The 21,051-nt window shown below is 58.6% G+C and carries 34 protein-coding genes; 31 read left to right on the top strand and 3 right to left on the bottom strand.

Annotated features, from left to right (window positions below):
* Positions 1–27: 27 nt before the first annotated feature.
* Entirely contained in the window at positions 28–324 is a 297-nt protein-coding gene (locus ACSQ3F_RS18845) for a transcriptional regulator (protein WP_436101615.1), read from the bottom strand.
* Positions 325–897: 573 nt separating this feature from the next.
* Here ACSQ3F_RS18845 and rpsL point away from each other — a divergent pair.
* The 31 genes from rpsL to rplQ all read left to right on the top strand — a co-directional run bounded on the left by rpsL (position 898) and on the right by rplQ (position 20,270).
* Positions 898–1,269, top strand: coding sequence for a 30S ribosomal protein S12 (gene rpsL / locus ACSQ3F_RS18840; RefSeq protein ID WP_003507760.1), 372 nt, complete (start codon positions 898–900; stop codon positions 1,267–1,269).
* A gap of 77 nt (positions 1,270–1,346) precedes the next feature.
* Positions 1,347–1,817, top strand: a complete 471-nt coding sequence (rpsG, locus tag ACSQ3F_RS18835) for a 30S ribosomal protein S7 (protein WP_307229251.1) — start codon at positions 1,347–1,349, stop codon at positions 1,815–1,817.
* A 29-nt stretch (positions 1,818–1,846) separates the two neighbouring features.
* On the top strand, positions 1,847–3,946 hold the full coding sequence (gene fusA, locus ACSQ3F_RS18830) for an elongation factor G (protein WP_436101614.1): 2,100 nt from the start codon (positions 1,847–1,849) through the stop codon (positions 3,944–3,946).
* A 67-nt stretch (positions 3,947–4,013) separates the two neighbouring features.
* On the top strand, positions 4,014–5,189 hold the full coding sequence (tuf, locus tag ACSQ3F_RS18825) for an elongation factor Tu (protein ID WP_436101613.1): 1,176 nt from the start codon (positions 4,014–4,016) through the stop codon (positions 5,187–5,189).
* A gap of 144 nt (positions 5,190–5,333) precedes the next feature.
* Positions 5,334–5,642 carry a 30S ribosomal protein S10 gene (gene rpsJ / locus ACSQ3F_RS18820; RefSeq protein WP_003507767.1) on the top strand — a complete coding sequence of 103 codons (309 nt, stop codon included), beginning with the start codon at positions 5,334–5,336 and terminating at the stop codon, positions 5,640–5,642.
* A 139-nt stretch (positions 5,643–5,781) separates the two neighbouring features.
* Positions 5,782–6,462 (top strand): 50S ribosomal protein L3, encoded by a 681-nt coding sequence (gene rplC / locus ACSQ3F_RS18815; protein WP_436101612.1) that lies wholly within the window; start codon positions 5,782–5,784, stop codon positions 6,460–6,462.
* Between the two features lie 12 nt (positions 6,463–6,474).
* Positions 6,475–7,095, top strand: a complete 621-nt coding sequence (rplD, locus tag ACSQ3F_RS18810; protein WP_436101611.1) for a 50S ribosomal protein L4 — start codon at positions 6,475–6,477, stop codon at positions 7,093–7,095.
* Complete coding sequence (locus ACSQ3F_RS18805) at positions 7,092–7,385, top strand: 50S ribosomal protein L23 (protein WP_037169458.1); 294 nt, start codon at positions 7,092–7,094, stop codon at positions 7,383–7,385. The genes rplD and ACSQ3F_RS18805 overlap by 4 nt, the downstream gene beginning before the upstream one ends.
* 11 nt (positions 7,386–7,396) lie before the next feature.
* Positions 7,397–8,233: a 50S ribosomal protein L2 gene (rplB, locus tag ACSQ3F_RS18800; RefSeq protein ID WP_436101610.1), complete on the top strand. Its 837-nt coding sequence runs from the start codon at positions 7,397–7,399 to the stop codon at positions 8,231–8,233.
* Between the two features lie 15 nt (positions 8,234–8,248).
* Positions 8,249–8,527 carry a 30S ribosomal protein S19 gene (rpsS, locus tag ACSQ3F_RS18795; protein WP_018328281.1) on the top strand — a complete coding sequence of 93 codons (279 nt, stop codon included), beginning with the start codon at positions 8,249–8,251 and terminating at the stop codon, positions 8,525–8,527.
* A 2-nt stretch (positions 8,528–8,529) separates the two neighbouring features.
* The gene (gene rplV / locus ACSQ3F_RS18790; protein ID WP_018328280.1) at positions 8,530–8,919 is read left to right on the top strand and encodes a 50S ribosomal protein L22; all 390 of its coding nucleotides are present in this window, start codon (positions 8,530–8,532) and stop codon (positions 8,917–8,919) included.
* Positions 8,919–9,632, top strand: a complete 714-nt coding sequence (gene rpsC / locus ACSQ3F_RS18785) for a 30S ribosomal protein S3 (RefSeq protein ID WP_436101609.1) — start codon at positions 8,919–8,921, stop codon at positions 9,630–9,632. Before rplV ends, rpsC begins: the two co-directional genes overlap by 1 nt.
* A gap of 38 nt (positions 9,633–9,670) precedes the next feature.
* Positions 9,671–10,084, top strand: a complete 414-nt coding sequence (gene rplP, locus ACSQ3F_RS18780; protein WP_018239489.1) for a 50S ribosomal protein L16 — start codon at positions 9,671–9,673, stop codon at positions 10,082–10,084.
* A gap of 12 nt (positions 10,085–10,096) precedes the next feature.
* Entirely contained in the window at positions 10,097–10,297 is a 201-nt protein-coding gene (gene rpmC, locus ACSQ3F_RS18775; RefSeq protein ID WP_018328278.1) for a 50S ribosomal protein L29, read from the top strand.
* Between the two features lie 12 nt (positions 10,298–10,309).
* Positions 10,310–10,546, top strand: coding sequence for a 30S ribosomal protein S17 (gene rpsQ / locus ACSQ3F_RS18770; protein ID WP_018328277.1), 237 nt, complete (start codon positions 10,310–10,312; stop codon positions 10,544–10,546).
* A gap of 322 nt (positions 10,547–10,868) precedes the next feature.
* Positions 10,869–11,237 carry a 50S ribosomal protein L14 gene (gene rplN, locus ACSQ3F_RS18765; protein WP_018328276.1) on the top strand — a complete coding sequence of 123 codons (369 nt, stop codon included), beginning with the start codon at positions 10,869–10,871 and terminating at the stop codon, positions 11,235–11,237.
* A 12-nt stretch (positions 11,238–11,249) separates the two neighbouring features.
* A complete protein-coding gene (gene rplX, locus ACSQ3F_RS18760; protein WP_037133570.1) occupies positions 11,250–11,558 on the top strand; it encodes a 50S ribosomal protein L24 in 309 nt (102 codons plus the stop codon).
* The gene (rplE, locus tag ACSQ3F_RS18755; protein ID WP_436101608.1) at positions 11,551–12,111 is read left to right on the top strand and encodes a 50S ribosomal protein L5; all 561 of its coding nucleotides are present in this window, start codon (positions 11,551–11,553) and stop codon (positions 12,109–12,111) included. Before rplX ends, rplE begins: the two co-directional genes overlap by 8 nt.
* A gap of 31 nt (positions 12,112–12,142) precedes the next feature.
* Positions 12,143–12,448, top strand: coding sequence for a 30S ribosomal protein S14 (gene rpsN / locus ACSQ3F_RS18750; RefSeq protein WP_018328273.1), 306 nt, complete (start codon positions 12,143–12,145; stop codon positions 12,446–12,448).
* Positions 12,449–12,460: 12 nt separating this feature from the next.
* Positions 12,461–12,859, top strand: coding sequence for a 30S ribosomal protein S8 (gene rpsH, locus ACSQ3F_RS18745; RefSeq protein WP_018328272.1), 399 nt, complete (start codon positions 12,461–12,463; stop codon positions 12,857–12,859).
* Positions 12,860–12,902: 43 nt separating this feature from the next.
* Positions 12,903–13,439 carry a 50S ribosomal protein L6 gene (rplF, locus tag ACSQ3F_RS18740; protein ID WP_436101607.1) on the top strand — a complete coding sequence of 179 codons (537 nt, stop codon included), beginning with the start codon at positions 12,903–12,905 and terminating at the stop codon, positions 13,437–13,439.
* Between the two features lie 12 nt (positions 13,440–13,451).
* Complete coding sequence (rplR, locus tag ACSQ3F_RS18735) at positions 13,452–13,814, top strand: 50S ribosomal protein L18 (protein ID WP_349433996.1); 363 nt, start codon at positions 13,452–13,454, stop codon at positions 13,812–13,814.
* A gap of 134 nt (positions 13,815–13,948) precedes the next feature.
* Positions 13,949–14,518: a 30S ribosomal protein S5 gene (rpsE, locus tag ACSQ3F_RS18730; protein WP_436101606.1), complete on the top strand. Its 570-nt coding sequence runs from the start codon at positions 13,949–13,951 to the stop codon at positions 14,516–14,518.
* A gap of 13 nt (positions 14,519–14,531) precedes the next feature.
* Positions 14,532–14,735, top strand: coding sequence for a 50S ribosomal protein L30 (gene rpmD, locus ACSQ3F_RS18725; RefSeq protein ID WP_112850761.1), 204 nt, complete (start codon positions 14,532–14,534; stop codon positions 14,733–14,735).
* A 13-nt stretch (positions 14,736–14,748) separates the two neighbouring features.
* Positions 14,749–15,219, top strand: a complete 471-nt coding sequence (gene rplO / locus ACSQ3F_RS18720) for a 50S ribosomal protein L15 (protein ID WP_349433998.1) — start codon at positions 14,749–14,751, stop codon at positions 15,217–15,219.
* 238 nt (positions 15,220–15,457) lie between these two features.
* Positions 15,458–16,798 (top strand): preprotein translocase subunit SecY, encoded by a 1,341-nt coding sequence (secY, locus tag ACSQ3F_RS18715; RefSeq protein ID WP_436101605.1) that lies wholly within the window; start codon positions 15,458–15,460, stop codon positions 16,796–16,798.
* Positions 16,795–17,391, top strand: coding sequence for an adenylate kinase (locus ACSQ3F_RS18710; RefSeq protein WP_436101604.1), 597 nt, complete (start codon positions 16,795–16,797; stop codon positions 17,389–17,391). The genes secY and ACSQ3F_RS18710 overlap by 4 nt, the downstream gene beginning before the upstream one ends.
* A 230-nt stretch (positions 17,392–17,621) precedes the next feature.
* Positions 17,622–17,990: a 30S ribosomal protein S13 gene (rpsM, locus tag ACSQ3F_RS18705; protein WP_220369858.1), complete on the top strand. Its 369-nt coding sequence runs from the start codon at positions 17,622–17,624 to the stop codon at positions 17,988–17,990.
* 234 nt (positions 17,991–18,224) lie between these two features.
* Positions 18,225–18,614: a 30S ribosomal protein S11 gene (rpsK, locus tag ACSQ3F_RS18700; protein WP_018328263.1), complete on the top strand. Its 390-nt coding sequence runs from the start codon at positions 18,225–18,227 to the stop codon at positions 18,612–18,614.
* A 100-nt stretch (positions 18,615–18,714) separates the two neighbouring features.
* Positions 18,715–19,725 carry a DNA-directed RNA polymerase subunit alpha gene (locus ACSQ3F_RS18695; RefSeq protein ID WP_018328262.1) on the top strand — a complete coding sequence of 337 codons (1,011 nt, stop codon included), beginning with the start codon at positions 18,715–18,717 and terminating at the stop codon, positions 19,723–19,725.
* 119 nt (positions 19,726–19,844) lie between these two features.
* The gene (rplQ, locus tag ACSQ3F_RS18690; RefSeq protein ID WP_436101603.1) at positions 19,845–20,270 is read left to right on the top strand and encodes a 50S ribosomal protein L17; all 426 of its coding nucleotides are present in this window, start codon (positions 19,845–19,847) and stop codon (positions 20,268–20,270) included.
* A 140-nt stretch (positions 20,271–20,410) separates the two neighbouring features.
* Here the strand turns inward: rplQ and ACSQ3F_RS18685 are convergent, their stop codons facing one another.
* Complete coding sequence (locus ACSQ3F_RS18685) at positions 20,411–20,836, bottom strand: hypothetical protein (RefSeq protein ID WP_436101602.1); 426 nt, start codon at positions 20,834–20,836, stop codon at positions 20,411–20,413.
* Positions 20,837–20,843: 7 nt separating this feature from the next.
* Entirely contained in the window at positions 20,844–21,017 is a 174-nt protein-coding gene (locus ACSQ3F_RS18680; protein ID WP_436101601.1) for a hypothetical protein, read from the bottom strand.
* Between the last annotated feature and the right edge of the window lie 34 nt (positions 21,018–21,051).

Here is a 21,051-nt window from a genome sequence, read left to right as displayed (position 1 = left end):
TCAGATTCTGTAGGTAGGCGTCGCGGATCAGCCGAACTTGATGATCGCCACTTCGCCGGTGAGCGCCCCCTGATAGGCAGAGGCGTGCGGTTCATCCTCGGGAATGTCGCTGAGGGTGCCGATCTGGTCGAGGTCGGCCTCGAGAAAACCTTCTTCAGCAAGCGCGTTTAGCGCTTCGCGCACTGCGGTATCGTCATCCGGCGCGCGCAGCATGACGTGGATATCGATGCCCTCGTCGTCGCCATCCCGCTCATAGGCCTTGCCGATGATGATGAAGATCATCGGGCCATCGAGGTTGTTGTCGTTGTCAGGGATGGCAGTCATGGCGATGTCCTTGTTCGAAAGATGTGCGTACCGACCTTACAGCGTATTGCCGCGCGGTGCGCACTAAAAAGCAATCCTCGAAGACGAATCGGCGCGGGCAAGACGGCCGATTCTGTCCTGACGGCTGGATTGTGAAACTGCTTTATGATTCTTTAAGTTGAGCACAGTGAATTGGCGCTTCAGCCCTGCCGGATGTTTGGCCAGGGCAGGTTCGGTCGCAAAAGCCTTGTTTTACAGGCATGTCAGCTGCGCGCGGGGAAGAATATTTGTTAATTCCCCTTGACGGGACACCCCGAAATCAGTACACCCCGCCCCATCGGAGCCCATGTGAGGCTGGCTGGTTCGGAACGTCTCGTTCTGGAGTTCGCCTCAAACAAGGTTCGAAACGCACGCTGAAGACCAAAATGCTGCATGCAAGACGCGAAAATACGGCGTCCTCTGCTTTTTTGCGGGCCATCTGCCGAAAGGCGGATCGGTCCTCGTTTTGCGCATTTATCAAGCGTTCGAAACCGCCGGCGACGGCATCGATCCGCCCGCAAGGGTAATGAGACAGATTTTGTAAGGGATGGTTATATGCCTACCGTAAACCAGCTGATCCGCAAGCCGCGTCAGGCACAGGTAAAGCGCAACAAGGTTCCTGCTCTGCAGGAAAACCCGCAGAAGCGCGGCGTTTGCACCCGCGTCTACACGACGACCCCGAAGAAGCCGAACTCGGCTCTGCGTAAGGTCGCCAAGATTCGCCTGACCAACGGCTTCGAAGTCATCGGCTACATTCCGGGTGAAGGTCACAACCTTCAGGAACACTCCGTGGTCATGATCCGCGGCGGCCGCGTCAAGGACTTGCCGGGCGTTCGCTACCACATCATCCGCGGTGTTCTCGATACCCAGGGTGTCAAGAACCGCAAGCAGCGCCGCTCCAAGTATGGTGCGAAGCGTCCGAAGTAATTCGGGTTTCAAATATTCGGCGCTGCGCGAGGTTCTCCGCGTGTTAAGGCGCCCGTTAACAGTAGAGAGACAAACGTATGTCCCGTCGTCATAGTGCAGAAAAGCGCGAGATCAATCCGGACCCGAAGTTCGGCGATCTGGTCGTCACCAAGTTCATGAACGCCATCATGCTTCATGGTAAGAAGTCGGTTGCTGAAAACATCGTTTACGGTGCTTTCGATCTGGTGCAGGGCAAGCTGAAGCAGGAGCCGGTCACCGTGTTCCATTCGGCCCTCGACAACATCGCGCCGCACGTCGAAGTTCGTTCGCGTCGCGTCGGTGGTGCAACCTACCAGGTTCCGGTCGATGTTCGTCCCGAGCGCCGTCAGGCTCTTGCCATTCGCTGGCTGATCGCTGCTGCCCGCAAGCGCAACGAAACCACCATGGTCGATCGCCTCTGCGGCGAACTCATGGATGCTGCGAACAACCGCGGCAGCGCGGTCAAGAAGCGCGAAGACACCCACAAGATGGCTGACGCCAACCGCGCATTCTCGCATTATCGCTGGTAATCGACGAACAATTTCGAAAGGCAGTCAGTATGGCTCGCGAATACAAAATCGAAGACTACCGCAACTTCGGTATCATGGCGCACATCGACGCCGGCAAGACCACGACGACCGAGCGCATCCTGTACTACACGGGCAAGTCGCACAAGATCGGCGAAGTGCATGACGGCGCTGCCACCATGGACTGGATGGAGCAGGAGCAGGAGCGCGGCATCACCATCACGTCCGCTGCCACCACGACCTTCTGGAAGGGCCGTGACGGCAAGATGCGCCGCTTCAACATCATCGACACCCCCGGCCACGTCGACTTCACCATCGAAGTCGAGCGTTCGCTGCGCGTTCTCGACGGTGCCATCGCTCTGCTCGACGCCAACGCCGGTGTTGAGCCGCAGACGGAAACCGTCTGGCGTCAGGCTGAGAAGTACAACGTCCCGCGGATGATCTTCTGCAACAAGATGGACAAGACCGGCGCTGATTTCTATCGCTCGGTCGACATGATCAAGTCCCGTCTCGGTGCGATCCCGGTCGTCATGCAGCTGCCGATCGGCGCTGAAACCGAATTCAAGGGCGTGATCGATCTGATCGAGATGAACGCCCTCATCTGGCGCGACGAGTCGCTCGGCGCTCAATGGGACGTTGTTGAGATCCCGGACGACATGAAGGAAAAGGCCGCGCAGTATCGCGAACTCCTCATCGAAACCGTTGTCGACATCGACGAAGCCGCCATGGAAGCTTATCTGGAAGGCGTTATGCCCGACAATGAGCAGATCCGTGCACTCGTTCGTCGCGGCACCATCGACGTGAAGTTCCACCCGATGTTCTGCGGTACCGCTTTCAAGAACAAGGGCGTACAGCCGCTTCTCGATGCCGTCGTCGAATACCTGCCGTCGCCGCTCGACATTCCGTCGATCAAGGGTATCGACGTGAAGACCGAAGCCGAAATCGAGCGTCATCCGTCGGATGAAGAGCCGCTTTCGATGCTCGCCTTCAAGATCATGAACGACCCCTTCGTCGGTTCGCTCACCTTCGCCCGCATCTACTCCGGCAAGCTCGAAAAGGGCACGTCGGTCATGAACACGGTCAAGGAAAAGCGCGAGCGCGTTGGCCGTATGCTGCAGATGCATTCCAACTCGCGTGAAGACATCGAAGAAGCCTTCGCAGGCGACATCGTTGCTCTCGCAGGCCTCAAGGAAACCACAACCGGCGACACGCTCTGCGATCCGCTGAAGCAGGTTATCCTCGAGCGCATGGAATTCCCCGAGCCGGTCATCCAGATCGCGATCGAGCCGAAGACCAAGGGCGACCAGGAAAAGATGGGCCTCGCGCTCAACCGCCTGGCTGCTGAAGACCCTTCGTTCCGCGTCAAGACGGATGAAGAATCCGGACAGACGATTATCGCCGGCATGGGTGAGCTTCACCTCGACATCCTTGTCGATCGCATGCGCCGCGAGTTCAAGGTCGAAGCAACCGTCGGTGCGCCGCAGGTTGCCTACCGTGAAAGCATCACGCGCAAGCACGAAGAAGACTACACGCATAAGAAGCAGTCGGGTGGTACCGGTCAGTTCGCGCGCGTCAAGATCATCTTCGAACCGAACCCGGAAGGCGACGATTTCAAGTTCGAATCGAAGATCGTCGGCGGCTCGATCCCGAAGGAATACATCCCGGGCGTGCAGAAGGGCATCGAGAGCGTTCTGTCTTCGGGGCCGCTCGCCGGCTTCCCGATGCTGGGCGTCAAGGCGACGCTCATCGACGGTGCGTTCCACGATGTCGACTCCTCGGTTCTCGCCTTCGAAATCGCTTCCCGCGCCTGCTTCCGTGAAGCGGCAAAGAAGGCTGGTGCCCAGCTTCTCGAGCCGATGATGCGGGTGGAAGTTGTGACGCCGGAAGATTACGTCGGTGACGTGATCGGCGATCTGAACTCGCGTCGTGGTCAGATCCAGGGTCAGGAATCTCGTGGTATCGCCGTTGTCATCAACGCAAACGTGCCGCTGGCCAACATGTTCAAATACGTGGACAACCTGCGCTCGATGTCGCAGGGCCGTGCACAGTACACGATGACGTTCGATCACTATTCGCCGGTTCCGTCGAATGTGGCGCAGGAAATCCAGGCGAAATACTCCGGTCAGAAGTGACCGGGCGCCATCTGACAGAAACAAGAGAATTACCCCCTGATTGGGGTCAGAAAACGGAGAGCCGGAAATGGCAAAGAGCAAATTTGAGCGCAACAAGCCGCACGTTAACATTGGCACGATCGGCCACGTTGACCATGGCAAGACGTCGCTGACGGCAGCGATCACGAAGTATTTCGGCGAGTACAAGGCGTATGACCAGATCGACGCCGCCCCGGAAGAAAAGGCGCGCGGCATCACCATTTCGACGGCGCACGTCGAATATGAGACGGCTGCCCGTCACTATGCCCACGTCGACTGCCCCGGCCACGCCGACTACGTCAAGAACATGATCACCGGTGCTGCCCAGATGGACGGCGCGATCCTGGTTTGCTCGGCTGCCGACGGCCCGATGCCGCAGACCCGCGAGCACATCCTGCTTGCCCGTCAGGTCGGCGTTCCGGCGATCGTCGTGTTTTTGAACAAGGTCGACCAGGTCGACGACGCCGAACTGCTCGAGCTCGTCGAACTGGAAGTGCGCGAACTGCTGTCGTCCTACGACTTCCCGGGCGACGACATCCCGATCATCAAGGGTTCGGCATTGGCCGCTCTTGAAGATTCCGACAAGAAGATCGGCGAAGATTCGATCCGCGAACTGATGGCCGCCGTTGACGCCTACATCCCGACGCCGGAGCGTCCGATCAACCTGCCGTTCCTGCTGCCGATCGAAGACGTGTTCTCGATCTCGGGCCGTGGTACGGTCGTCACCGGCCGCGTCGAGCGCGGCATCGTCAAGGTTGGTGAAGAAGTCGAGATCGTCGGCATCCGTCCGACCACCAAGACGACGGTGACCGGTGTTGAAATGTTCCGCAAGCTGCTCGACCAGGGCCAGGCCGGCGACAACATCGGTGCGCTGATCCGTGGCGTCACCCGTGACGGCGTCGAGCGTGGCCAGATCCTGTGCAAGCCGGGTTCGGTCAAGCCGCACAAGAAGTTCATGGCTGAAGCCTACATCCTGACGAAGGAAGAAGGCGGCCGTCATACGCCGTTCTTCACCAACTACCGTCCGCAGTTCTACTTCCGCACGACCGACGTGACCGGCATCGTGTCGCTGCCGGAAGGCACGGAAATGGTCATGCCGGGCGACAACGTCACCGTTGCCGTCGAGCTGATCGTGCCGATCGCGATGGAAGAAAAGCTGCGCTTCGCAATTCGTGAAGGCGGTCGCACCGTCGGCGCCGGCATCGTCGCCTCCATCGTCGAGTAATTAAGACGGCCAATAGGCCGTTGGTGGCAGGGACATGGTTTTCCATGTCCCTGCGATTTTTGACAAAACGGTCTGCTGAATAATTGAAGTTCTTTGTGTTTTGCCGTATTGGCGGGCACAGAATCACGAACAAGGACAAGTCGAATGAATGGCCAGAATATCCGCATCCGCCTGAAGGCGTTTGATCACCGGATCCTCGATGCCTCCACGCGCGAAATCGTGTCGACGGCCAAGCGTACCGGTGCAAGCGTACGCGGCCCGGTACCGCTTCCGACCCGGATTGAAAAATTCACGGTCAACCGGTCGCCCCACGTCGACAAGAAGAGCCGTGAACAGTTCGAGATGCGCACCCACAAGCGCCTTCTCGACATCGTCGATCCCACTCCGCAGACCGTTGACGCGCTGATGAAGCTCGATCTGGCTGCCGGCGTGGACGTGGAAATTAAGCTTTAATAACAAGGAAGGTACGTGGATTTCGATCCAACGGCTTCCAAAAACGGGCGACCCTAAGATCGGATGATCTCAAGGGAGACCTTAAACCAGAGATGTGAGGGAGTTTTCTCCATCACTAACTCTCAAGAGGAATGAACCAATGCGTTCAGGTGTGATTGCACAGAAAGTGGGAATGACCCGCGTCTATAACGACGCCGGGGAGCATATCCCGGTAACAGTATTGCGGATGGAAAACTGCCAGGTAGTTGCCCATCGCACAGAAGACAAGAATGGCTACACCGCAGTTCAGCTGGGTGCCGGCCAGTCCAAGGTCAAGAACACGAACAAGCCGTTGCGCGGCCAGTTTGCTGCCGCAAGCGTTGAGCCGAAGGCTAAGCTCGTCGAATTTCGCGTCACGTCCGACAATCTGATCGACGTCGGCGCCGAGCTGACCGCAAACCACTTCGTCGCGGGCCAACTCGTCGATGTCACCGGTACGTCTGCCGGTAAGGGTTTTGCCGGTGCGATGAAGCGCCACAACTTCGGCGGTCTGCGTGCAACGCACGGCGTGTCCGTATCACACCGCTCGCATGGTTCGACGGGTTCCAACCAGGATCCGGGCCGCGTCTGGAAGGGCAAGCGTATGGCTGGTCACATGGGCCAGACGCGCATCACCACCCAGAACCTGGAAGTGGTCTCCACCGATGAAGACCGCGGTCTGATCCTCGTCAAGGGCGCCGTACCCGGCTCCAAGGGCGCATGGATCGTCGTTCGCGACGCCATCAAGTCCGGCACCCCGGCTGACGCTCCGCGTCCCGCCGCCGTGCGCGCAGCCAAGTAAGGGGGCCAGATCATGGATCTCAAAGTCACCACACTCGAGGGAAAAGAAGCGGGCCAGGTTTCCCTGTCCGACGCGATTTTCGGTCTCGAGCCTCGCGAAGATATCATTGCCCGCGTCGTTCGCTGGCAGCTCGCCAAGAAGCAGCAGGGCACGCACAAGGCCAAGGGTCGCGCAGAAGTTTCGCGTACCGGCGCCAAGATGTTCAAGCAGAAGGGTACGGGCCGCGCTCGTCACCATTCGGCTCGCGCTCCGCAGTTCCGCGGCGGTGGTAAGGCTCATGGCCCGGTTGTTCGCAGCCACGCCCATGACCTGCCGAAGAAGGTTCGCGCTCTCGGCCTGCGCCATGCGCTGTCGGCCAAGCTTCGCGCTGAAGAGCTGATCATCGTCGACAACCTGGTTGCCACTGAGGCCAAGACGAAGACGCTGACCGGCGCTTTCGCAACGCTCGGCCTGACCAATGCACTGTTCATCGGTGGCGTCGAACTCGACAGCAACTTCAAGCTCGCAGCCCAGAACATCCCGAACGTGGACGTTCTGCCGGTCCAGGGCATCAATGTTTACGATATTCTGCGCCGCGGCAAGCTCGTCCTGTCCAAGGCTGCAGTTGAAGCTCTTGAGGAGCGGTTCAAATGACTGACCTTCGCCACTATGATGTGATCGTTTCTCCTTCGATCACCGAAAAGTCGACGCTGGTTTCTGAACAGAACCAGATCATCTTCAACGTCGCCAAGGGTGCCTCGAAGCCGGAAATCAAGGCTGCGATCGAAGCACTGTTCGGCGTCAAGGTTACGGCTGTGAACACGCTGGTCCGCAAGGGCAAGCTGAAGCGCTTCCGCGGCTTCGCTGGCCGGCAGAAGGATGTCAAGAAGGCGATCGTCACACTTGCTGACGGTCAGACCATCGACGTCTCCACCGGACTCTGAGGAATAGAACAATGGCATTGAAAAGTTTCAATCCGACGACCCCGAGCCAGCGTCAGCTGGTCATCGTCGACCGGTCCGGCCTCTGGAAGGGCAAGCCCGTCAAGGCGCTGACCGAAGGCCTGTCCTCCAAGGGCGGTCGCAACAACACCGGTCGCATCACGGTGCGCTACCAGGGCGGCGGTCACAAGCGGACCTACCGTCTGATCGACTTCAAGCGTCGCAAGTTCGACGTCGAAGGTACGGTCGAGCGTATCGAATACGACCCGAACCGCACCGCGTTCATCGCGCTGGTCAACTACGCCGATGGCGAGCAGGCCTACATCCTTGCTCCGCAGCGTCTTGCTGCCGGCGACAAGGTGATCGCGTCGGAAAAGCAGGTTGACGTGAAGCCGGGCAACACCATGCCGCTTCAGTACATGCCGGTTGGTTCGATCGTTCACAACGTCGAGATGAAGCCGGGCAAGGGCGGTCAGATCGCCCGTTCGGCTGGCGCCTATGTCCAGCTCGTCGGTCGCGACCAGGGTATGGCGATCCTTCGCCTCAACTCCGGCGAACAGCGCCTGGTGCACGGTTCCTGCCTTGCAACGGTTGGTGCTGTATCCAACCCCGATCACGGCAACATCAACGACGGCAAGGCCGGCCGTTCGGTGTGGCGCGGCAAGCGTCCGCATGTTCGCGGCGTCGTCATGAACCCTGTTGACCATCCGCACGGCGGTGGTGAAGGCCGCACGTCGGGTGGCCGTCATCCGGTCTCCCCGTGGGGCAAGCCCACCAAGGGCAAGCGCACGCGTTCGAACAAGTCCACCGACAAGTTCATCATGCGCTCGCGTCATCAGCGTAAGAAGTAAGAGAGGAAGTCTCCAATGGCTCGTTCAGTATGGAAAGGTCCGTTTGTTGACGGCTATCTTCTCAAGAAGGCTGAGAAGGTTCGTGAAGGCGGTCGTAACGAAGTGATCAAGATGTGGAGCCGTCGCTCCACCATCCTGCCGCAATTCGTCGGTCTGACCTTCGGCGTCTACAATGGCAGCAAGCATGTGCCGGTTTCCGTGTCGGAAGACATGGTCGGTCACAAGTTCGGTGAATTCTCTCCGACCCGGACCTATTACGGTCACGGTGCGGACAAGAAGGCAAAGAGGAAGTAATTATGGGCAAGGCAAAAGCCGAACGCCGGCTGAAGGATAATGAGGCGCAGGCAATTGCGCGCACGATCCGTGTCAGCCCCCAGAAGCTCAACCTGGTTGCCGCGATGATTCGCGGCAAGAAGGTCGACCGGGCTCTGGCCGAACTGGAATTCTCACGCAAGCGCATCTCGGACACGGTCAAGAAGACCCTTGAGTCCGCAATTGCAAACGCAGAGAACAACCATGATCTCGACGTCGATAGTTTGATCGTCGCCGAAGCTTACGTTGGCAAGTCCATCGTCATGAAGCGTTTCCACGCTCGTGGCCGTGGCCGCGCATCGCGTATCGAAAAGCCTTTCGCGCATCTGACGATCGTTGTTCGCGAAGTCGAAGCCAAAGGGGAGGCCGCATAATGGGTCAGAAGATCAATCCAGTCGGCTTCCGCCTCGGCATTAACCGTACCTGGGATAGCCGCTGGTTCGCAGACAACGCCGAATACGGTCAGCTTCTTCACGAAGACCTGAAGATCCGTGCGTATATCATGGAAGAACTGAAGCAGGCCGGCATCGCCAAGGTGGTCATCGAGCGTCCGCACAAGAAGTGCCGCGTTACGATCCACTCGGCTCGCCCGGGCCTGATCATCGGCAAGAAGGGTGCGGACATCGAAAAGCTCCGCAAGAAGATTGCCGAGATGACGAAGTCGGAAACGCATCTCAACATCGTTGAAGTGCGCAAGCCGGAAGTTGACTCGACCCTCGTTGCCCAGTCGATCGCCCAGCAGCTGGAACGCCGCGTGGCTTTCCGCCGTGCGATGAAGCGCGCTGTTCAGTCGGCCATGCGTCTTGGCGCCGAAGGCATCAAGATCACCTGCGGTGGCCGCCTCGGTGGTGCTGAAATCGCTCGTACCGAATGGTATCGCGAAGGCCGCGTGCCGTTGCACACGCTTCGCGCCGACATCGACTACGGTGTGGCTGAGGCCAAAACCGCTTTCGGTATCTGCGGCATCAAGGTCTGGATCTTCAAGGGCGAAATCCTTGAGCACGATCCGATGGCTTCCGAGCGCCGCGCGTCCGAGAGTGATGCCCAGGGCCCGAGCAGCAGCAGCCGTCGTCGCGAAAACGCGTAACAGTCGTTCCTGGCAGCTAATATCGGAGAAGTAAAAAAATGTTGCAGCCAAAGCGTACTAAGTACCGCAAGCAGTTCAAGGGACGCATCAAGGGCGTTGCCAAGGGCGGTTCCGACCTTGCTTTCGGTGAATTCGGCCTGAAGTCTCAGGAACCGAACCGCGTCAACGCACGCGAAATCGAAGCGGCCCGCCGCGCGATCACCCGTCACATGAAGCGTGCCGGCCGTGTGTGGATCCGCGTATTCCCAGACGTTCCCGTCACGGCCAAGCCGACCGAAGTCCGTATGGGTAAAGGTAAGGGTTCGGTTGAATACTGGGCTTGCAAGGTCAAGCCCGGCCGAATGATGTTCGAAATCGACGGCGTCAGCGAAGAACTCGCCCGTGAGGCGCTTCGCCTTGGTGCTGCGAAACTCTCTGTCAAGACGCGCTTCGTTCAGCGCATTGCAGAGTAAGGAGTAAAGCCCATGAAAGCCGAGACCGTTCGCGCCCTGAGCGCAGATCAGCTCAACGAAGAGCTTGCCAAGCTGAAGAAAGAGCAGTTCAACCTGCGCTTCCAGAAGGCGACAGGCCAGCTCGAAAAGTCGTCGCGCATCAATGAAGTCCGCAAGGACATTGCGCGCGTCAAAACCATTGCCCGCCAGAAGGCGGCAGAAGCCAAGGCTTAAGGACCGAAGAATATGCCAAAACGCATTCTGCAGGGCACCGTCGTCAGCGACAAGAACGACAAGACCGTAGTGGTCCGTGTCGAGCGCCGCTTTGCGCACCCGATCTTCCAGAAGACCGTTCGCCGGTCGAAGAAGTACAAGGCGCACGACGAGAACAACCAGTATAAGGTCGGCGACGTCGTTTCCATCGAGGAATGTGCGCCGATCTCCAAGGACAAGACCTGGACGGTCGTTTCCGTTCAGGCCTAATAGCGATTGATTTGCGCTTGGCCCTTGCGCCAGGCGCAAAAATCTGTATGAAGCAGCGTCAGAACGCTCCGGTGTCGAGCGTTCTTTTGCTTTGAGCGCACGGAAGGTCCCGCTTGGGAAACCACCCTGGCAACGACCTATCCCGCGCGACTGCACGATTCCCGTTCGGAATCGATTTGAAGACGAAACGTGCAGCTATTCAAAGTGCTGTAGCGTCACTGCGCGTCCGTAAGGCGCGCGGCGCTGTGGAACAAAGTTTTCATAAGCCGGAAAAGGGGGCGAGAGCCCAACCGGTCCGGTAACAACAAGAAGGCGACCTGACATGATTCAGATGCAAACAAACCTCGACGTGGCGGATAATTCCGGCGCACGTCGTGTCATGTGCATCAAGGTGCTGGGCGGCTCCAAGCGCAAGTACGCTTCGGTCGGCGACATTATCGTCGTTTCGATCAAGGAAGCGATCCCGCGCGGCCGCGTCAAGAAGGGTGATGTGATGAAGGCGGTTGTCGTTCGCACCGCCAAGGACATCCGTCGTCCGGACGGCAGCGTCATCCGGTTCGATAACAACGCAGCTGTTCTTATCGACAACAAGAAAGAGCCGATCGGCACCCGTATCTTCGGACCGGTTCCGCGCGAACTTCGCGCCAAGAACCACATGAAGATCATCTCGCTGGCTCCAGAAGTGCTGTAAGGAGCGATTGAGATGCAAAAGATTCGCAAGGGCGACAAGGTCGTCGTATTGGCCGGCAAGGACAAGGGCCGCTCCGGAGAAGTTCTCCAGGTGCTGCCGAAGGAAGACCGGGCTGTTGTGCGTGGCGTCAACATGGTGAAGCGTCACCAGCGCCAGACCCAGAGCCAGGAAGCCGGCATCATCAACAAGGAAGCTTCGATCCACCTGTCCAACATTGCTGTTGCCGACAAGGATGGCAAGCCGACCCGCGTCGGCTTCAAGGTTGTCGAAGGCAAGAAGGTCCGTGTGGCCAAGCGTTCGGGAGAAGTGATCGATGGCTGACACCAAGAAGTACGAGCCCCGTCTGAAGACGGAATATAACGAGCGCATCAGCAAGGCGATGCAGGAGAAGTTCTCCTACGCGAACGTCATGCAGATCCCGCGCCTCGACAAGATCGTCATCAACATGGGTGTTGGTGAATCGACGGGCGACTCCAAGAAGCCGACCGTTGCTGCTGCCGACCTCGCAGCGATCGCCGGCCAGAAGCCGGTCATCACAAAGGCCCGCAACTCCATCGCCGGCTTCAAGCTGCGCGAAGGCATGCCGATCGGCGCCAAGGTTACCCTTCGCGGCGCTCGCATGTACGAATTCCTGGACCGCCTGGTGAACATCGCTCTTCCGCGTGTTCGCGACTTCCGCGGCCTGAATCCGAAGTCCTTCGATGGCCGTGGCAACTTCGCCATGGGTGTCAAGGAACACATTGTGTTCCCTGAGATCAACTACGACAAGGTTGATCAGATGTGGGGCATGGACATCATCGTTTGCACGACGGCAACGAACGACGACGAAGCACGCGCTCTGCTCACAGAGTTCAACTTCCCGTTCCGCCAGTAAGCCGTAACGACAAGCAGAAGGATTAAGTTGAATGGCGAAGACGAGCGCAATTGAAAAGAACAATCGCCGCCGTAAGTCGGTTGCCCAGGATGCCTCCAAGCGGGCAGCCCTGAAGGCAATCATCATGAACCAGTCTCTTCCGATCGAAGATCGCTTCAAGGCGACCTTGAAGTTGGCGAGCCTCCCGCGTGACGGATCCAAGACCCGCGTTCGCAACCGTTGCGAAGTCACCGGTCGTCCGCGCGCATATTATCGCAAACTCAAGATGTCGCGTATTGCGCTTCGTGAACTGGGCAATTTCGGCAAGGTGCCGGGCATTGTCAAGTCGAGCTGGTAAGGAGACGGGCACATGGCAATGACAGATCCGCTGGGCGATATGCTCACCCGTATCCGTAACGGTGCTGCACGCCGCAAGTCGAGTGTTTCCACTCCGGCTTCCAAGCTGCGCGCACGCGTTCTGGATGTCCTTCAGGCTGAAGGTTACATCCGCGGATACTCAGAAGTCGAATTTGGTAACGGCAAGTCCGAGATCAACATCGAACTGAAATACTACGAAGGTGCGTCGGTGATCCGTGAGATCGGCCGCGTATCGAAGCCGGGCCGCCGGGTTTATGTCTCGGTCAAGTCCATTCCGCAGGTCGCGAACGGTCTCGGCATCACCATCCTTTCGACCCCGAAGGGTGTGATGGCCGATCATCAGGCACGCGAACAGAACGTTGGTGGCGAGGTTCTCTGCTCCGTATTCTAATACGGCAGCAGTGATCTCCATAACGGACAGACAGGTTTGAAATATGTCTCGTATCGGTAAAAAGCCCGTTCCGGTTCCTGCAGGTGTCACGGCCACGGTTAGTGGCCAGACGGTGACTGCAAAGGGCCCGAAAGGCGAACTCTTCTTCATTGCTAACGACGAAGTCGTCGTAAAGCTGGAAGACAACAACGCGGTCTCGGTGACCCCGGTTGACCAGTCCAAGGATGCTCGCTCGAAGTGGGGCATGTCCCGCACGATGATCGAAAACATCTTCAAGGGCGTCAAGGACGGTTACGAGCGCAAGCTCGAAATCAACGGCGTCGGCTATCGTGCGTCCATGCAGGGCAAGAACCTGCAGCTGGCGCTCGGCTTCAGCCATGACGTGGTCTACCAGACCCCGGAAGGCATTTCGATTGCTGTGCCGAAGCCGACGGAAATCGTCGTCACCGGCATCAACAAGCAGCAGGTCGGCCAGGTTGCCGCGGAAATCCGCGAATACCGCGGCCCCGAGCCCTACAAGGGCAAGGGCGTCAAGTATGCCGGCGAGCGGATTGTCCGCAAAGAAGGCAAGAAGAAGTAAGGATCACGCGAAATGGCTACAAGGAAAGATACACTTGTGCGCCGCGCCAGCCGCGTGCGCCGTCAAATCAAGGCAGTCGCCAATGGCCGCCTGCGCCTGTCGGTTCATCGCTCGTCGAAGAACATCTACGCACAGGTTATCGATGACGTTGCAGGCAAGACCGTTGCGTCTGCCTCCACGCTCGACACCGATCTGCGTTCGTCTTTGAAGACGGGCGCTGACACGGCAGCAGCAGCTGCCGTCGGCAAGCTCCTGGCGGAGCGCGCCTCGAAGGCTGGTGTCAAGGACGTCGTCTTTGACCGTGGCGCCTTCATCTATCACGGCCGCGTCAAGGCGCTCGCCGAGGCAGCCCGCGAGGGTGGCCTGAACTTCTGATGCAATTTTCCAGGCGTTAACGCCTGGACTAAAGTAAGTTGCACGGATAATACCCGGTCGCTTCGGTTCAATGAAACCGAAGCGACTTTTGTCAATCTGCCGATTGCACCCGGAAAAGAAAAAGGAAAAGGACAATGGCACAAGAAAGAAGAGGTTCTCGCGAAGATCGCCAGAACCGCGAGGAGCGCGACAGCGAATTCGTCGACAAGCTCGTAGCGATCAACCGCGTCGCCAAGGTGGTAAAGGGCGGCCGTCGTTTCGGCTTTGCTGCTCTCGTCGTCGTCGGCGACCAGAAGGGCCGCGTTGGCTTCGGTCATGGCAAGGCACGCGAAGTGCCGGAAGCCATCCGCAAGGCAACCGAAGCTGCCAAGCGCGAACTGATCTTCGTTCCGCTGCGCTCGGGCCGCACGCTTCATCATGACGTCCATGGCCGTCACGGCGCCGGCAAGGTTCTCTTGCGTTCGGCTAAGCCCGGGACCGGTATCATTGCCGGTGGTCCGATGCGCGCAGTCTTCGAAACGCTCGGCATGCACGACGTCGTTGCGAAGTCGACCGGTTCGTCGAACCCGTACAACATGATTCGCGCTACGTTCGATGCCCTGAAGAACCAGGCGCATCCGAAGGACGTCGCGGCACAGCGCGGCCTGAAATACGCCACGCTCCAGGCCCGTCGTGCGTCCGCCGGCGTCGCTTCCGAAGAATAAGGGAGTCTGAACAATGGCCAAGAAAGAAGTTGCAAAGAAGACGGTTACGGTCGAGCAGACCGGTAGCCCCATTCGCCGGCCTGCCGTACAGCGCGCGACGCTGATCGGTCTCGGTCTCAACAAGATGCACCGGGTCAGCACGCTGGAAGATACGCCTTCCGTTCGTGGCATGATCCGGGCCGTCCAGCACCTCGTTCGCGTCGTCGACGAGAAGTGAGGGGGATACCATCATGAAACTGAATGAAATCAAGGACAACGAAGGTTCGACCAAGAACCGCAAGCGTCTCGGCCGCGGCATCGGCTCCGGCTCTGGCAAGACTGCCGGCCGCGGTGTCAAGGGTCAGAAGGCTCGTTCGGGCGTTGCCATCAACGGCTTCGAAGGCGGCCAGATGCCAATCTACCGCCGTCTGCCGAAGCGTGGCTTCAACAACATCTTCCGTTCGGACTTTGTTGTTGTCTCGCTCGGCCGTATCCAGACCGCCATCGACGCCAAGAAGCTCGACGCTTCGAAGACCGTCGATGCTGCTGCCCTCCAGGCTGCCGGCGTCATCCGCCGCGCCAAGGACGGCATCCGCGTTCTGGCCGACGGCGAACTGAAGGCGAAGCTTTCGCTCGAAGTTGCCGGCGCTTCCAAGCCTGCGATCGAAAAGATCGAAAAAGCCGGCGGCTCGATCAAGCTGCTTTCGGGCGCTGCTGAATAAATTGTTGCTGATGAACCGCCCGGGGTGCTTCACACCGGGCGGTTTTGCTCCCATATGAGAGCCTCACGGATTCGCGGCCGGATTGATCCGTCGCAAGGCATTTAACGGGGAACCACGGTGAGGCGCATGATTGCGAATGCGATCGTTCCCGAGCCGGTTTTCACAAAAAGAAGATAGCTTTTTCCGGAGCTGACCGGGTTTCTCCCGCGGGTTCCGAACTGGCTACGCGGAGAATTGCATGGCTTCTGCAGCGGAACAGCTCGCCTCCAACCTGAATTTTTCGACTTTCGCGAAGGCGGAAGATCTGAAAAAACGCCTCTGGTTCACCCTCGGCGCCCTTCTGGTTTATCGTCTTGGCACCTACATTCCGCTTCCCGGTCTCAACCCGGAAGCCTTTGCCCAGGCCTTCCAGGGCCAGAGCGGCGGCATCCTCGGCCTCTTCAACATGTTTTCGGGCGGCGCCGTCGGGCGTATGGCGATCTTCGCCCTCGGCATCATGCCCTATATTTCCGCCTCCATCATCGTTCAGCTGATGACCTCCGTGGTTCCGTCGCTTGAGCAGTTGAAGAAGGAAGGCGAGCAGGGCCGCAAGGTCATCAACCAGTACACCCGCTACGGCACGGTGCTGCTCGGCACGCTGCAGGCCTATGGCATCGCAGTCGGCCTCGAGAGCGGCAACGGGCTTGTCGTGGATCCGGGCTGGTTCTTCCGCATCTCGACCGTCATCTCGCTGCTCGGCGGCACGATGTTTCTGATGTGGCTCGGTGAGCAGATCACCTCGCGCGGCATCGGCAACGGCATTTCGCTGATCATCTTCGCCGGTATCGTTGCGGCGCTGCCGACGGCTCTAGCCGGAACGCTCGAACTCGGCCGCACCGGCGCCCTGTCGACACCTCTGATTCTCGCCATCATCGTCATGGTGGTTGGCGTGATCGCGCTGATCGTCTTCGTCGAGCGCGCGCAACGCCGGCTTCTGATCCAGTATCCGAAGCGCCAGGTCGGCAATAGGATGTTCCAGGGCGATACGTCACACCTGCCGCTGAAGCTCAACACCTCCGGCGTTATCCCGGCGATCTTCGCGTCCTCGCTGTTGCTTCTGCCAGCAACGCTGGCGGGCTTCGCGAATACGTCGACGCTTCCGGGCTGGGCGACGACGATCGTTGCAGCGCTCGGTCACGGCCGGCCGCTCTACATGGTGCTCTATGGCGGCATGATTGCGTTCTTTGCCTTTTTCTACACGGCCATCGTCTTCAATCCGAAGGATACGGCCGACAATCTGAAGAAACATGGCGGCTTTATCCTCGGTATCCGCCCGGGCGACCGCACCGCTGAATACATCGACTACGTGCTGACGCGCGTTACTGTGCTTGGCGCGCTCTACCTGATGTTCGTCTGCATTCTGCCCGAAGTCCTGATCGCGCAGACCGGCGTGCCGTTCTACCTTGGTGGTACGTCGCTTTTGATTGTTGTCAGCGTGACCCTTGATACTGTAGCACAGGTGCAGGGTCACCTGATCGCTCAGCAGTATGAGGGGCTGATCAAGAAATCAAAGCTGCGTGGAGGCAAGAGGGGTCGATGAGACTTATATTTTTGGGACCGCCGGGAGCAGGCAAGGGAACACAGGCCAAGCTTTTGACGGAAAAGTACGCCATTCCGCAGCTTTCCACCGGTGACATGCTGCGTGCGGCTGTTGCCGAGCAGAGCGATGTCGGCAAGCGTGCCAAGGCCATTATGGACGCCGGCCAGCTCGTTTCGGACGAAATCGTCAACGAGATCGTTTCGAACCGCATCGATTCGGCCGATTGCTCCAAGGGTTTCATCCTCGACGGCTATCCGCGCACCGTTCCGCAGGCGGTTGCGCTCGGCAAGATGCTCGAAGGCAAGGGGCTCCGGCTCGATGCGGTTATCGAGCTGAAAGTCGATGAAGGCGCGCTTGTGCGGCGGATGGAGAATCGCGTAGCAGAGACCATCGCCGCTGGCGGCAAGGTTCGCTCCGACGACAATCCGGAAGCGTTCAAGAAGCGCCTCGTCGAATATCGCGAAAAGACGGCGCCGCTGTCTGAGCACTATGCGGCGATGGGCGAACTCAAGACGGTTGACGGGATGGCATCGGTTGAAACGGTGACGTCGGAAATCAACAAGATACTGGCATCGGCTTCGGCCGACGCCTAAAAAGGCCAGTTCTTGAAAAAGGATGGCCGGGGAGTTGACTTTTGCGGTCGATTCCTTCAAAGACCGCGCTAACTCGCTACATGCAAGGGATCGGCGCGGATTTCAAAATAACGAAGTCCGGGCGCGATTCTTTTGACGTGTTCCGAACACCACTTTAACGGTTGGCCTTTTTAAGGCTGCATAACGAAGCACCTATTGCCGGACGGCAACTGGAAGCAAGGAGAACAGGCGTGGCTCGTATCGCTGGCGTCAACATCCCGACGGCAAAGCGCGTAGTAATCGCGCTCCGTTACATTCATGGGATCGGTCCGAAATTCGCACAGGAAATCGTCGAGAAGGTCGGTATCCCGGCTGAACGTCGTGTGCATCAGCTGACGGATGCTGAAGTTCTTCAGATCCGCGAAACCATCGACCGCGATTACCAGGTCGAAGGTGACCTGCGTCGCGAGACCTCGATGAACATCAAGCGTCTGATGGACCTCGGCTGCTACCGTGGCCTGCGTCATCGCCGCTCGCTGCCGGTTCGCGGCCAGCGCACGCACACCAATGCCCGCACCCGCAAGGGCCCGGCAAAGGCGATCGCTGGTAAGAAGAAGTAATTTCCCTGAATGGGGAAGTGCAGAGGCTGGCGCTCGGCGCCGGCCTCTTTTGTGGTTTCGGAAGGGCGCTCAAATGCGGCCTCCGGTGGAGCTGCTGGAACTACGGCAGTGACGATATCGCCGCGCTGATCGGGCCATCCGCTCGCGCATAATGAAAATTCAGGGCAGGGGGTTTCCTCTTCCCGGTGGAGCCGCTGGTGTTACGGCGGTGCAGAGATCAACGAAAGGTATACCATGGCCAAGGAAGCCACACGCGTTCGCCGTCGCGAGCGCAAGAACATTTCCACGGGCGTCGCTCACGTCAACTCGTCGTTCAACAACACGATGATCACCATCACCGACGCACAGGGCAATGCGATTGCCTGGTCGTCGGCTGGTTCGAAGGGCTTCAAGGGCTCGCGCAAGTCGACCCCGTTCGCAGCTCAGATGGCTGCTGAAGATGCGGCCAAGAAGGCCCAGGAACACGGCATGAAGACGCTGGAAGTCGAAGTTTGCGGTCCGGGTTCCGGCCGTGAATCGGCTCTGCGCGCCCTGCAGGCTGCCGGCTTCATGATCACCTCGATCCGCGACGTGACCCCGATCCCGCACAACGGTTGCCGCCCGCGCAAGAAGCGCCGCGTCTGATCAGTCACATTCATCAAGCCGGTGGAGGCGATGCTTCCTCCGGCGCTTCAAGGCTCGGTTGCCACGATTGGATGGTGGCAACGAACGGAAGGCAAGACATATGATTCAGAAAAACTGGCAGGAACTGATCAAGCCGAACAAGGTCGAGTTCTCCTCCTCTGGCCGCACCAAGGTTAGCCTTGTTGCCGAACCGCTGGAGCGTGGCTTCGGCCTCACCCTCGGCAACGCGCTTCGCCGCGTTCTTCTGTCGTCGCTTCGCGGCGCTGCGGTCACCGCAGTGCAGATCGACGGCGTTCTGCACGAGTTCTCCTCGATCCCGGGCGTCCGGGAAGACGTGACGGACATCGTGCTCAACATCAAGGAAATCGCCATCAAGATGGATGGCGACGACTCAAAGCGCATGGTCGTGCGCAAGCAGGGTCCGGGCGTTGTAACCGCCGGTGACATTCAGACGGTTGGCGATATCGAAATCCTCAACCCGAACCATGTGATCTGCACCCTCGACGAGGGCGCCGAGATCCGCATGGAATTCACCGTCAACAACGGCAAGGGCTATGTGCCGGCTGACCGCAACCGTTCGGAAGATGCTCCGATCGGCCTCATCCCGGTCGACAGCCTGTATTCGCCGGTCAAGAAAGTGTCCTACAAGGTGGAAAACACCCGCGAAGGCCAGGTTCTCGACTACGACAAGCTGTCCATGCAGATCGAAACCGATGGTTCGGTCACCGGTGAGGATGCAGTCGCATTTGCGGCCCGCATCCTTCAGGACCAGCTCGGCGTCTTCGTCAATTTCGACGAGCCGCAGAAGGAAGCCGAAGAAGAAGCCGTTACCGAACTGGCGTTCAACCCGGCACTCCTGAAGAAGGTCGACGAACTGGAACTCTCCGTCCGTTCGGCCAACTGCCTGAAGAACGACAACATCGTTTACATCGGCGATCTCATTCAGAAGACCGAGGCCGAAATGCTTCGCACTCCGAACTTTGGTCGCAAGTCGCTGAACGAAATCAAGGAAGTTCTCGCTTCCATGGGCCTGCACCTCGGCATGGAAGTGCCGGCATGGCCGCCCGAGAACATCGAAGATCTCGCCAAGCGTTACGAAGACCAGTATTAACAATAAAAAAGGCAGGTTTCGACTGCCTTTCCCCGTCAAACAGCAGGCTTAACGTCTGCATGTGCCAGGAAACGGCAGGCCCATACAAAGAGGGAACCTGCATTTAAAGGAGAATAGCAATGCGCCATGGTGTAGCCGGCCGCAAGCTGAATAGAACTGCAAGCCATCGCAAGGCAATGTTTGCCAATATGGCCGCTTCGCTCATCGAACATGAGCAGATCGTTACGACCTTGCCGAAGGCAAAGGAAATCCGTCCGATCGTCGAGAAGCTCGTCACGCTCGGCAAGAAGGGTGACCTTCATGCGCGTCGTCAGGCCATCTCGCAGATTCGTGACGTTGCTGTCGTTGCAAAGCTGTTCGATGCCATCGCATCGCGCTACGCAACCCGCAACGGCGGTTACCTGCGCATCATGAAGGCCGGCTTCCGCCACGGCGACAACGCGGCTCTGGCCGTCATTGAATTCGTCGATCGGGATACCTCGGCCAAGGGTGCCAAGGATATCGCTCGCGTTGCCGCCGAAGCAGAAGCTGCGGACGCCGCATAATTCAATCCGCGGATTGAGACTTTGAAGGGCCGGGCGAGAGATCGCCCGGCTTTTTCTATTTGTTTCTTTTCGTCAATTACAGCCGATAGGAAATTCCCGGGGCAAAGGGCGATCGTTCGACCTTGCTGTCCAGCACTATATCAGCTTACCGAATGCGCGCCGCGCTGATCTCGCAGCATTTGCAGGACACGGGTAAGAAACGGGCGGACAGCAACACCGATCAGGAAAAAGTCCGCGTTCGAGGCGGTCCAAAGGTCTTCCAGTTGCTGATCCGTTGCATTCGCATTTAGCCAGTGATCGAGAAAGCGGTCGAGATCATCGGCCGCTTCAGGGTGCTGGTGCAACACGTGGGCAATTCCGAAGTCGATGAGTTCGTCTTGCGAACTAAAGATTAGGGGATCGTGAATCATTGCTCTGGTAAACGCCCGGAAGCCGGGGGATTTGGCAACGTGTTCTCTCACAAATTTCTCCTCCCAGTCCTCATTTCTTGGATAGGCAGTAACGACCAAAAGCGCGACGGCAATTTTTGATCGCGTTTTGGTTGCAATAGCAACCGCATTCCCCATGCGATTGCTACAGCAGGTCCTTCGATGTCGGCGTCGAGGACCATTTCGGTCTCTTCTTGTAGAGTGATCCGTCCGGACCTTCCCGTTCGGCAAGTTCGCGCGCCCGATGCAGGAAGATGCGCAATCCCTGCGTATTCCGATGAAGCCGGCCACCGATTCCGATTTGAAGCCGGCCAGTCATTCCGATTTCATTCCGGCCACCATTCCGATTTGAA

The organism is Pararhizobium sp. LjRoot238 (assembly GCF_964252955.1).
In the GTDB taxonomy this organism is placed as follows: Bacteria; Pseudomonadota; Alphaproteobacteria; order Rhizobiales; family Rhizobiaceae; genus Pararhizobium.
Note: the sequence above shows the minus strand (reverse complement) of the source record. Positions and strands in the feature narration are given on the sequence as shown.

What these genes read in the sequence shown, in the direction of transcription:
- ACSQ3F_RS18710 (WP_436101604.1), top strand. Translation starts at nt 16,795, where the DNA reads ATGAGACTTATATTTTTGGGACCGCCGGGAGCAGGCAAGGGAACACAG.
- rpsH (WP_018328272.1), top strand. Translation starts at nt 12,461, where the DNA reads ATGGCAATGACAGATCCGCTGGGCGATATGCTCACCCGTATCCGTAAC.
- rplP (WP_018239489.1), top strand. Translation starts at nt 9,671, where the DNA reads ATGTTGCAGCCAAAGCGTACTAAGTACCGCAAGCAGTTCAAGGGACGC.
- rpmC (WP_018328278.1), top strand. Translation starts at nt 10,097, where the DNA reads ATGAAAGCCGAGACCGTTCGCGCCCTGAGCGCAGATCAGCTCAACGAA.
- rpsQ (WP_018328277.1), top strand. Translation starts at nt 10,310, where the DNA reads ATGCCAAAACGCATTCTGCAGGGCACCGTCGTCAGCGACAAGAACGAC.
- rplN (WP_018328276.1), top strand. Translation starts at nt 10,869, where the DNA reads ATGATTCAGATGCAAACAAACCTCGACGTGGCGGATAATTCCGGCGCA.
- rplB (WP_436101610.1), top strand. Translation starts at nt 7,397, where the DNA reads ATGGCATTGAAAAGTTTCAATCCGACGACCCCGAGCCAGCGTCAGCTG.
- ACSQ3F_RS18685 (WP_436101602.1), bottom strand. Translation starts at nt 20,836, where the DNA reads ATGGGGAATGCGGTTGCTATTGCAACCAAAACGCGATCAAAAATTGCC.
- rpsJ (WP_003507767.1), top strand. Translation starts at nt 5,334, where the DNA reads ATGAATGGCCAGAATATCCGCATCCGCCTGAAGGCGTTTGATCACCGG.
- ACSQ3F_RS18695 (WP_018328262.1), top strand. Translation starts at nt 18,715, where the DNA reads ATGATTCAGAAAAACTGGCAGGAACTGATCAAGCCGAACAAGGTCGAG.
- rplX (WP_037133570.1), top strand. Translation starts at nt 11,250, where the DNA reads ATGCAAAAGATTCGCAAGGGCGACAAGGTCGTCGTATTGGCCGGCAAG.
- ACSQ3F_RS18845 (WP_436101615.1), bottom strand. Translation starts at nt 324, where the DNA reads ATGACTGCCATCCCTGACAACGACAACAACCTCGATGGCCCGATGATC.
- ACSQ3F_RS18680 (WP_436101601.1), bottom strand. Translation starts at nt 21,017, where the DNA reads ATGACTGGCCGGCTTCAAATCGGAATCGGTGGCCGGCTTCATCGGAAT.
- rpsE (WP_436101606.1), top strand. Translation starts at nt 13,949, where the DNA reads ATGGCACAAGAAAGAAGAGGTTCTCGCGAAGATCGCCAGAACCGCGAG.
- rplF (WP_436101607.1), top strand. Translation starts at nt 12,903, where the DNA reads ATGTCTCGTATCGGTAAAAAGCCCGTTCCGGTTCCTGCAGGTGTCACG.
- rplV (WP_018328280.1), top strand. Translation starts at nt 8,530, where the DNA reads ATGGGCAAGGCAAAAGCCGAACGCCGGCTGAAGGATAATGAGGCGCAG.
- rpsS (WP_018328281.1), top strand. Translation starts at nt 8,249, where the DNA reads ATGGCTCGTTCAGTATGGAAAGGTCCGTTTGTTGACGGCTATCTTCTC.
- ACSQ3F_RS18805 (WP_037169458.1), top strand. Translation starts at nt 7,092, where the DNA reads ATGACTGACCTTCGCCACTATGATGTGATCGTTTCTCCTTCGATCACC.
- rpsC (WP_436101609.1), top strand. Translation starts at nt 8,919, where the DNA reads ATGGGTCAGAAGATCAATCCAGTCGGCTTCCGCCTCGGCATTAACCGT.
- rplC (WP_436101612.1), top strand. Translation starts at nt 5,782, where the DNA reads ATGCGTTCAGGTGTGATTGCACAGAAAGTGGGAATGACCCGCGTCTAT.
- rpsG (WP_307229251.1), top strand. Translation starts at nt 1,347, where the DNA reads ATGTCCCGTCGTCATAGTGCAGAAAAGCGCGAGATCAATCCGGACCCG.
- rpmD (WP_112850761.1), top strand. Translation starts at nt 14,532, where the DNA reads ATGGCCAAGAAAGAAGTTGCAAAGAAGACGGTTACGGTCGAGCAGACC.
- rplD (WP_436101611.1), top strand. Translation starts at nt 6,475, where the DNA reads ATGGATCTCAAAGTCACCACACTCGAGGGAAAAGAAGCGGGCCAGGTT.
- rpsL (WP_003507760.1), top strand. Translation starts at nt 898, where the DNA reads ATGCCTACCGTAAACCAGCTGATCCGCAAGCCGCGTCAGGCACAGGTA.
- tuf (WP_436101613.1), top strand. Translation starts at nt 4,014, where the DNA reads ATGGCAAAGAGCAAATTTGAGCGCAACAAGCCGCACGTTAACATTGGC.
- rpsK (WP_018328263.1), top strand. Translation starts at nt 18,225, where the DNA reads ATGGCCAAGGAAGCCACACGCGTTCGCCGTCGCGAGCGCAAGAACATT.
- secY (WP_436101605.1), top strand. Translation starts at nt 15,458, where the DNA reads ATGGCTTCTGCAGCGGAACAGCTCGCCTCCAACCTGAATTTTTCGACT.
- rplR (WP_349433996.1), top strand. Translation starts at nt 13,452, where the DNA reads ATGGCTACAAGGAAAGATACACTTGTGCGCCGCGCCAGCCGCGTGCGC.
- fusA (WP_436101614.1), top strand. Translation starts at nt 1,847, where the DNA reads ATGGCTCGCGAATACAAAATCGAAGACTACCGCAACTTCGGTATCATG.
- rplO (WP_349433998.1), top strand. Translation starts at nt 14,749, where the DNA reads ATGAAACTGAATGAAATCAAGGACAACGAAGGTTCGACCAAGAACCGC.
- rpsN (WP_018328273.1), top strand. Translation starts at nt 12,143, where the DNA reads ATGGCGAAGACGAGCGCAATTGAAAAGAACAATCGCCGCCGTAAGTCG.
- rplQ (WP_436101603.1), top strand. Translation starts at nt 19,845, where the DNA reads ATGCGCCATGGTGTAGCCGGCCGCAAGCTGAATAGAACTGCAAGCCAT.
- rplE (WP_436101608.1), top strand. Translation starts at nt 11,551, where the DNA reads ATGGCTGACACCAAGAAGTACGAGCCCCGTCTGAAGACGGAATATAAC.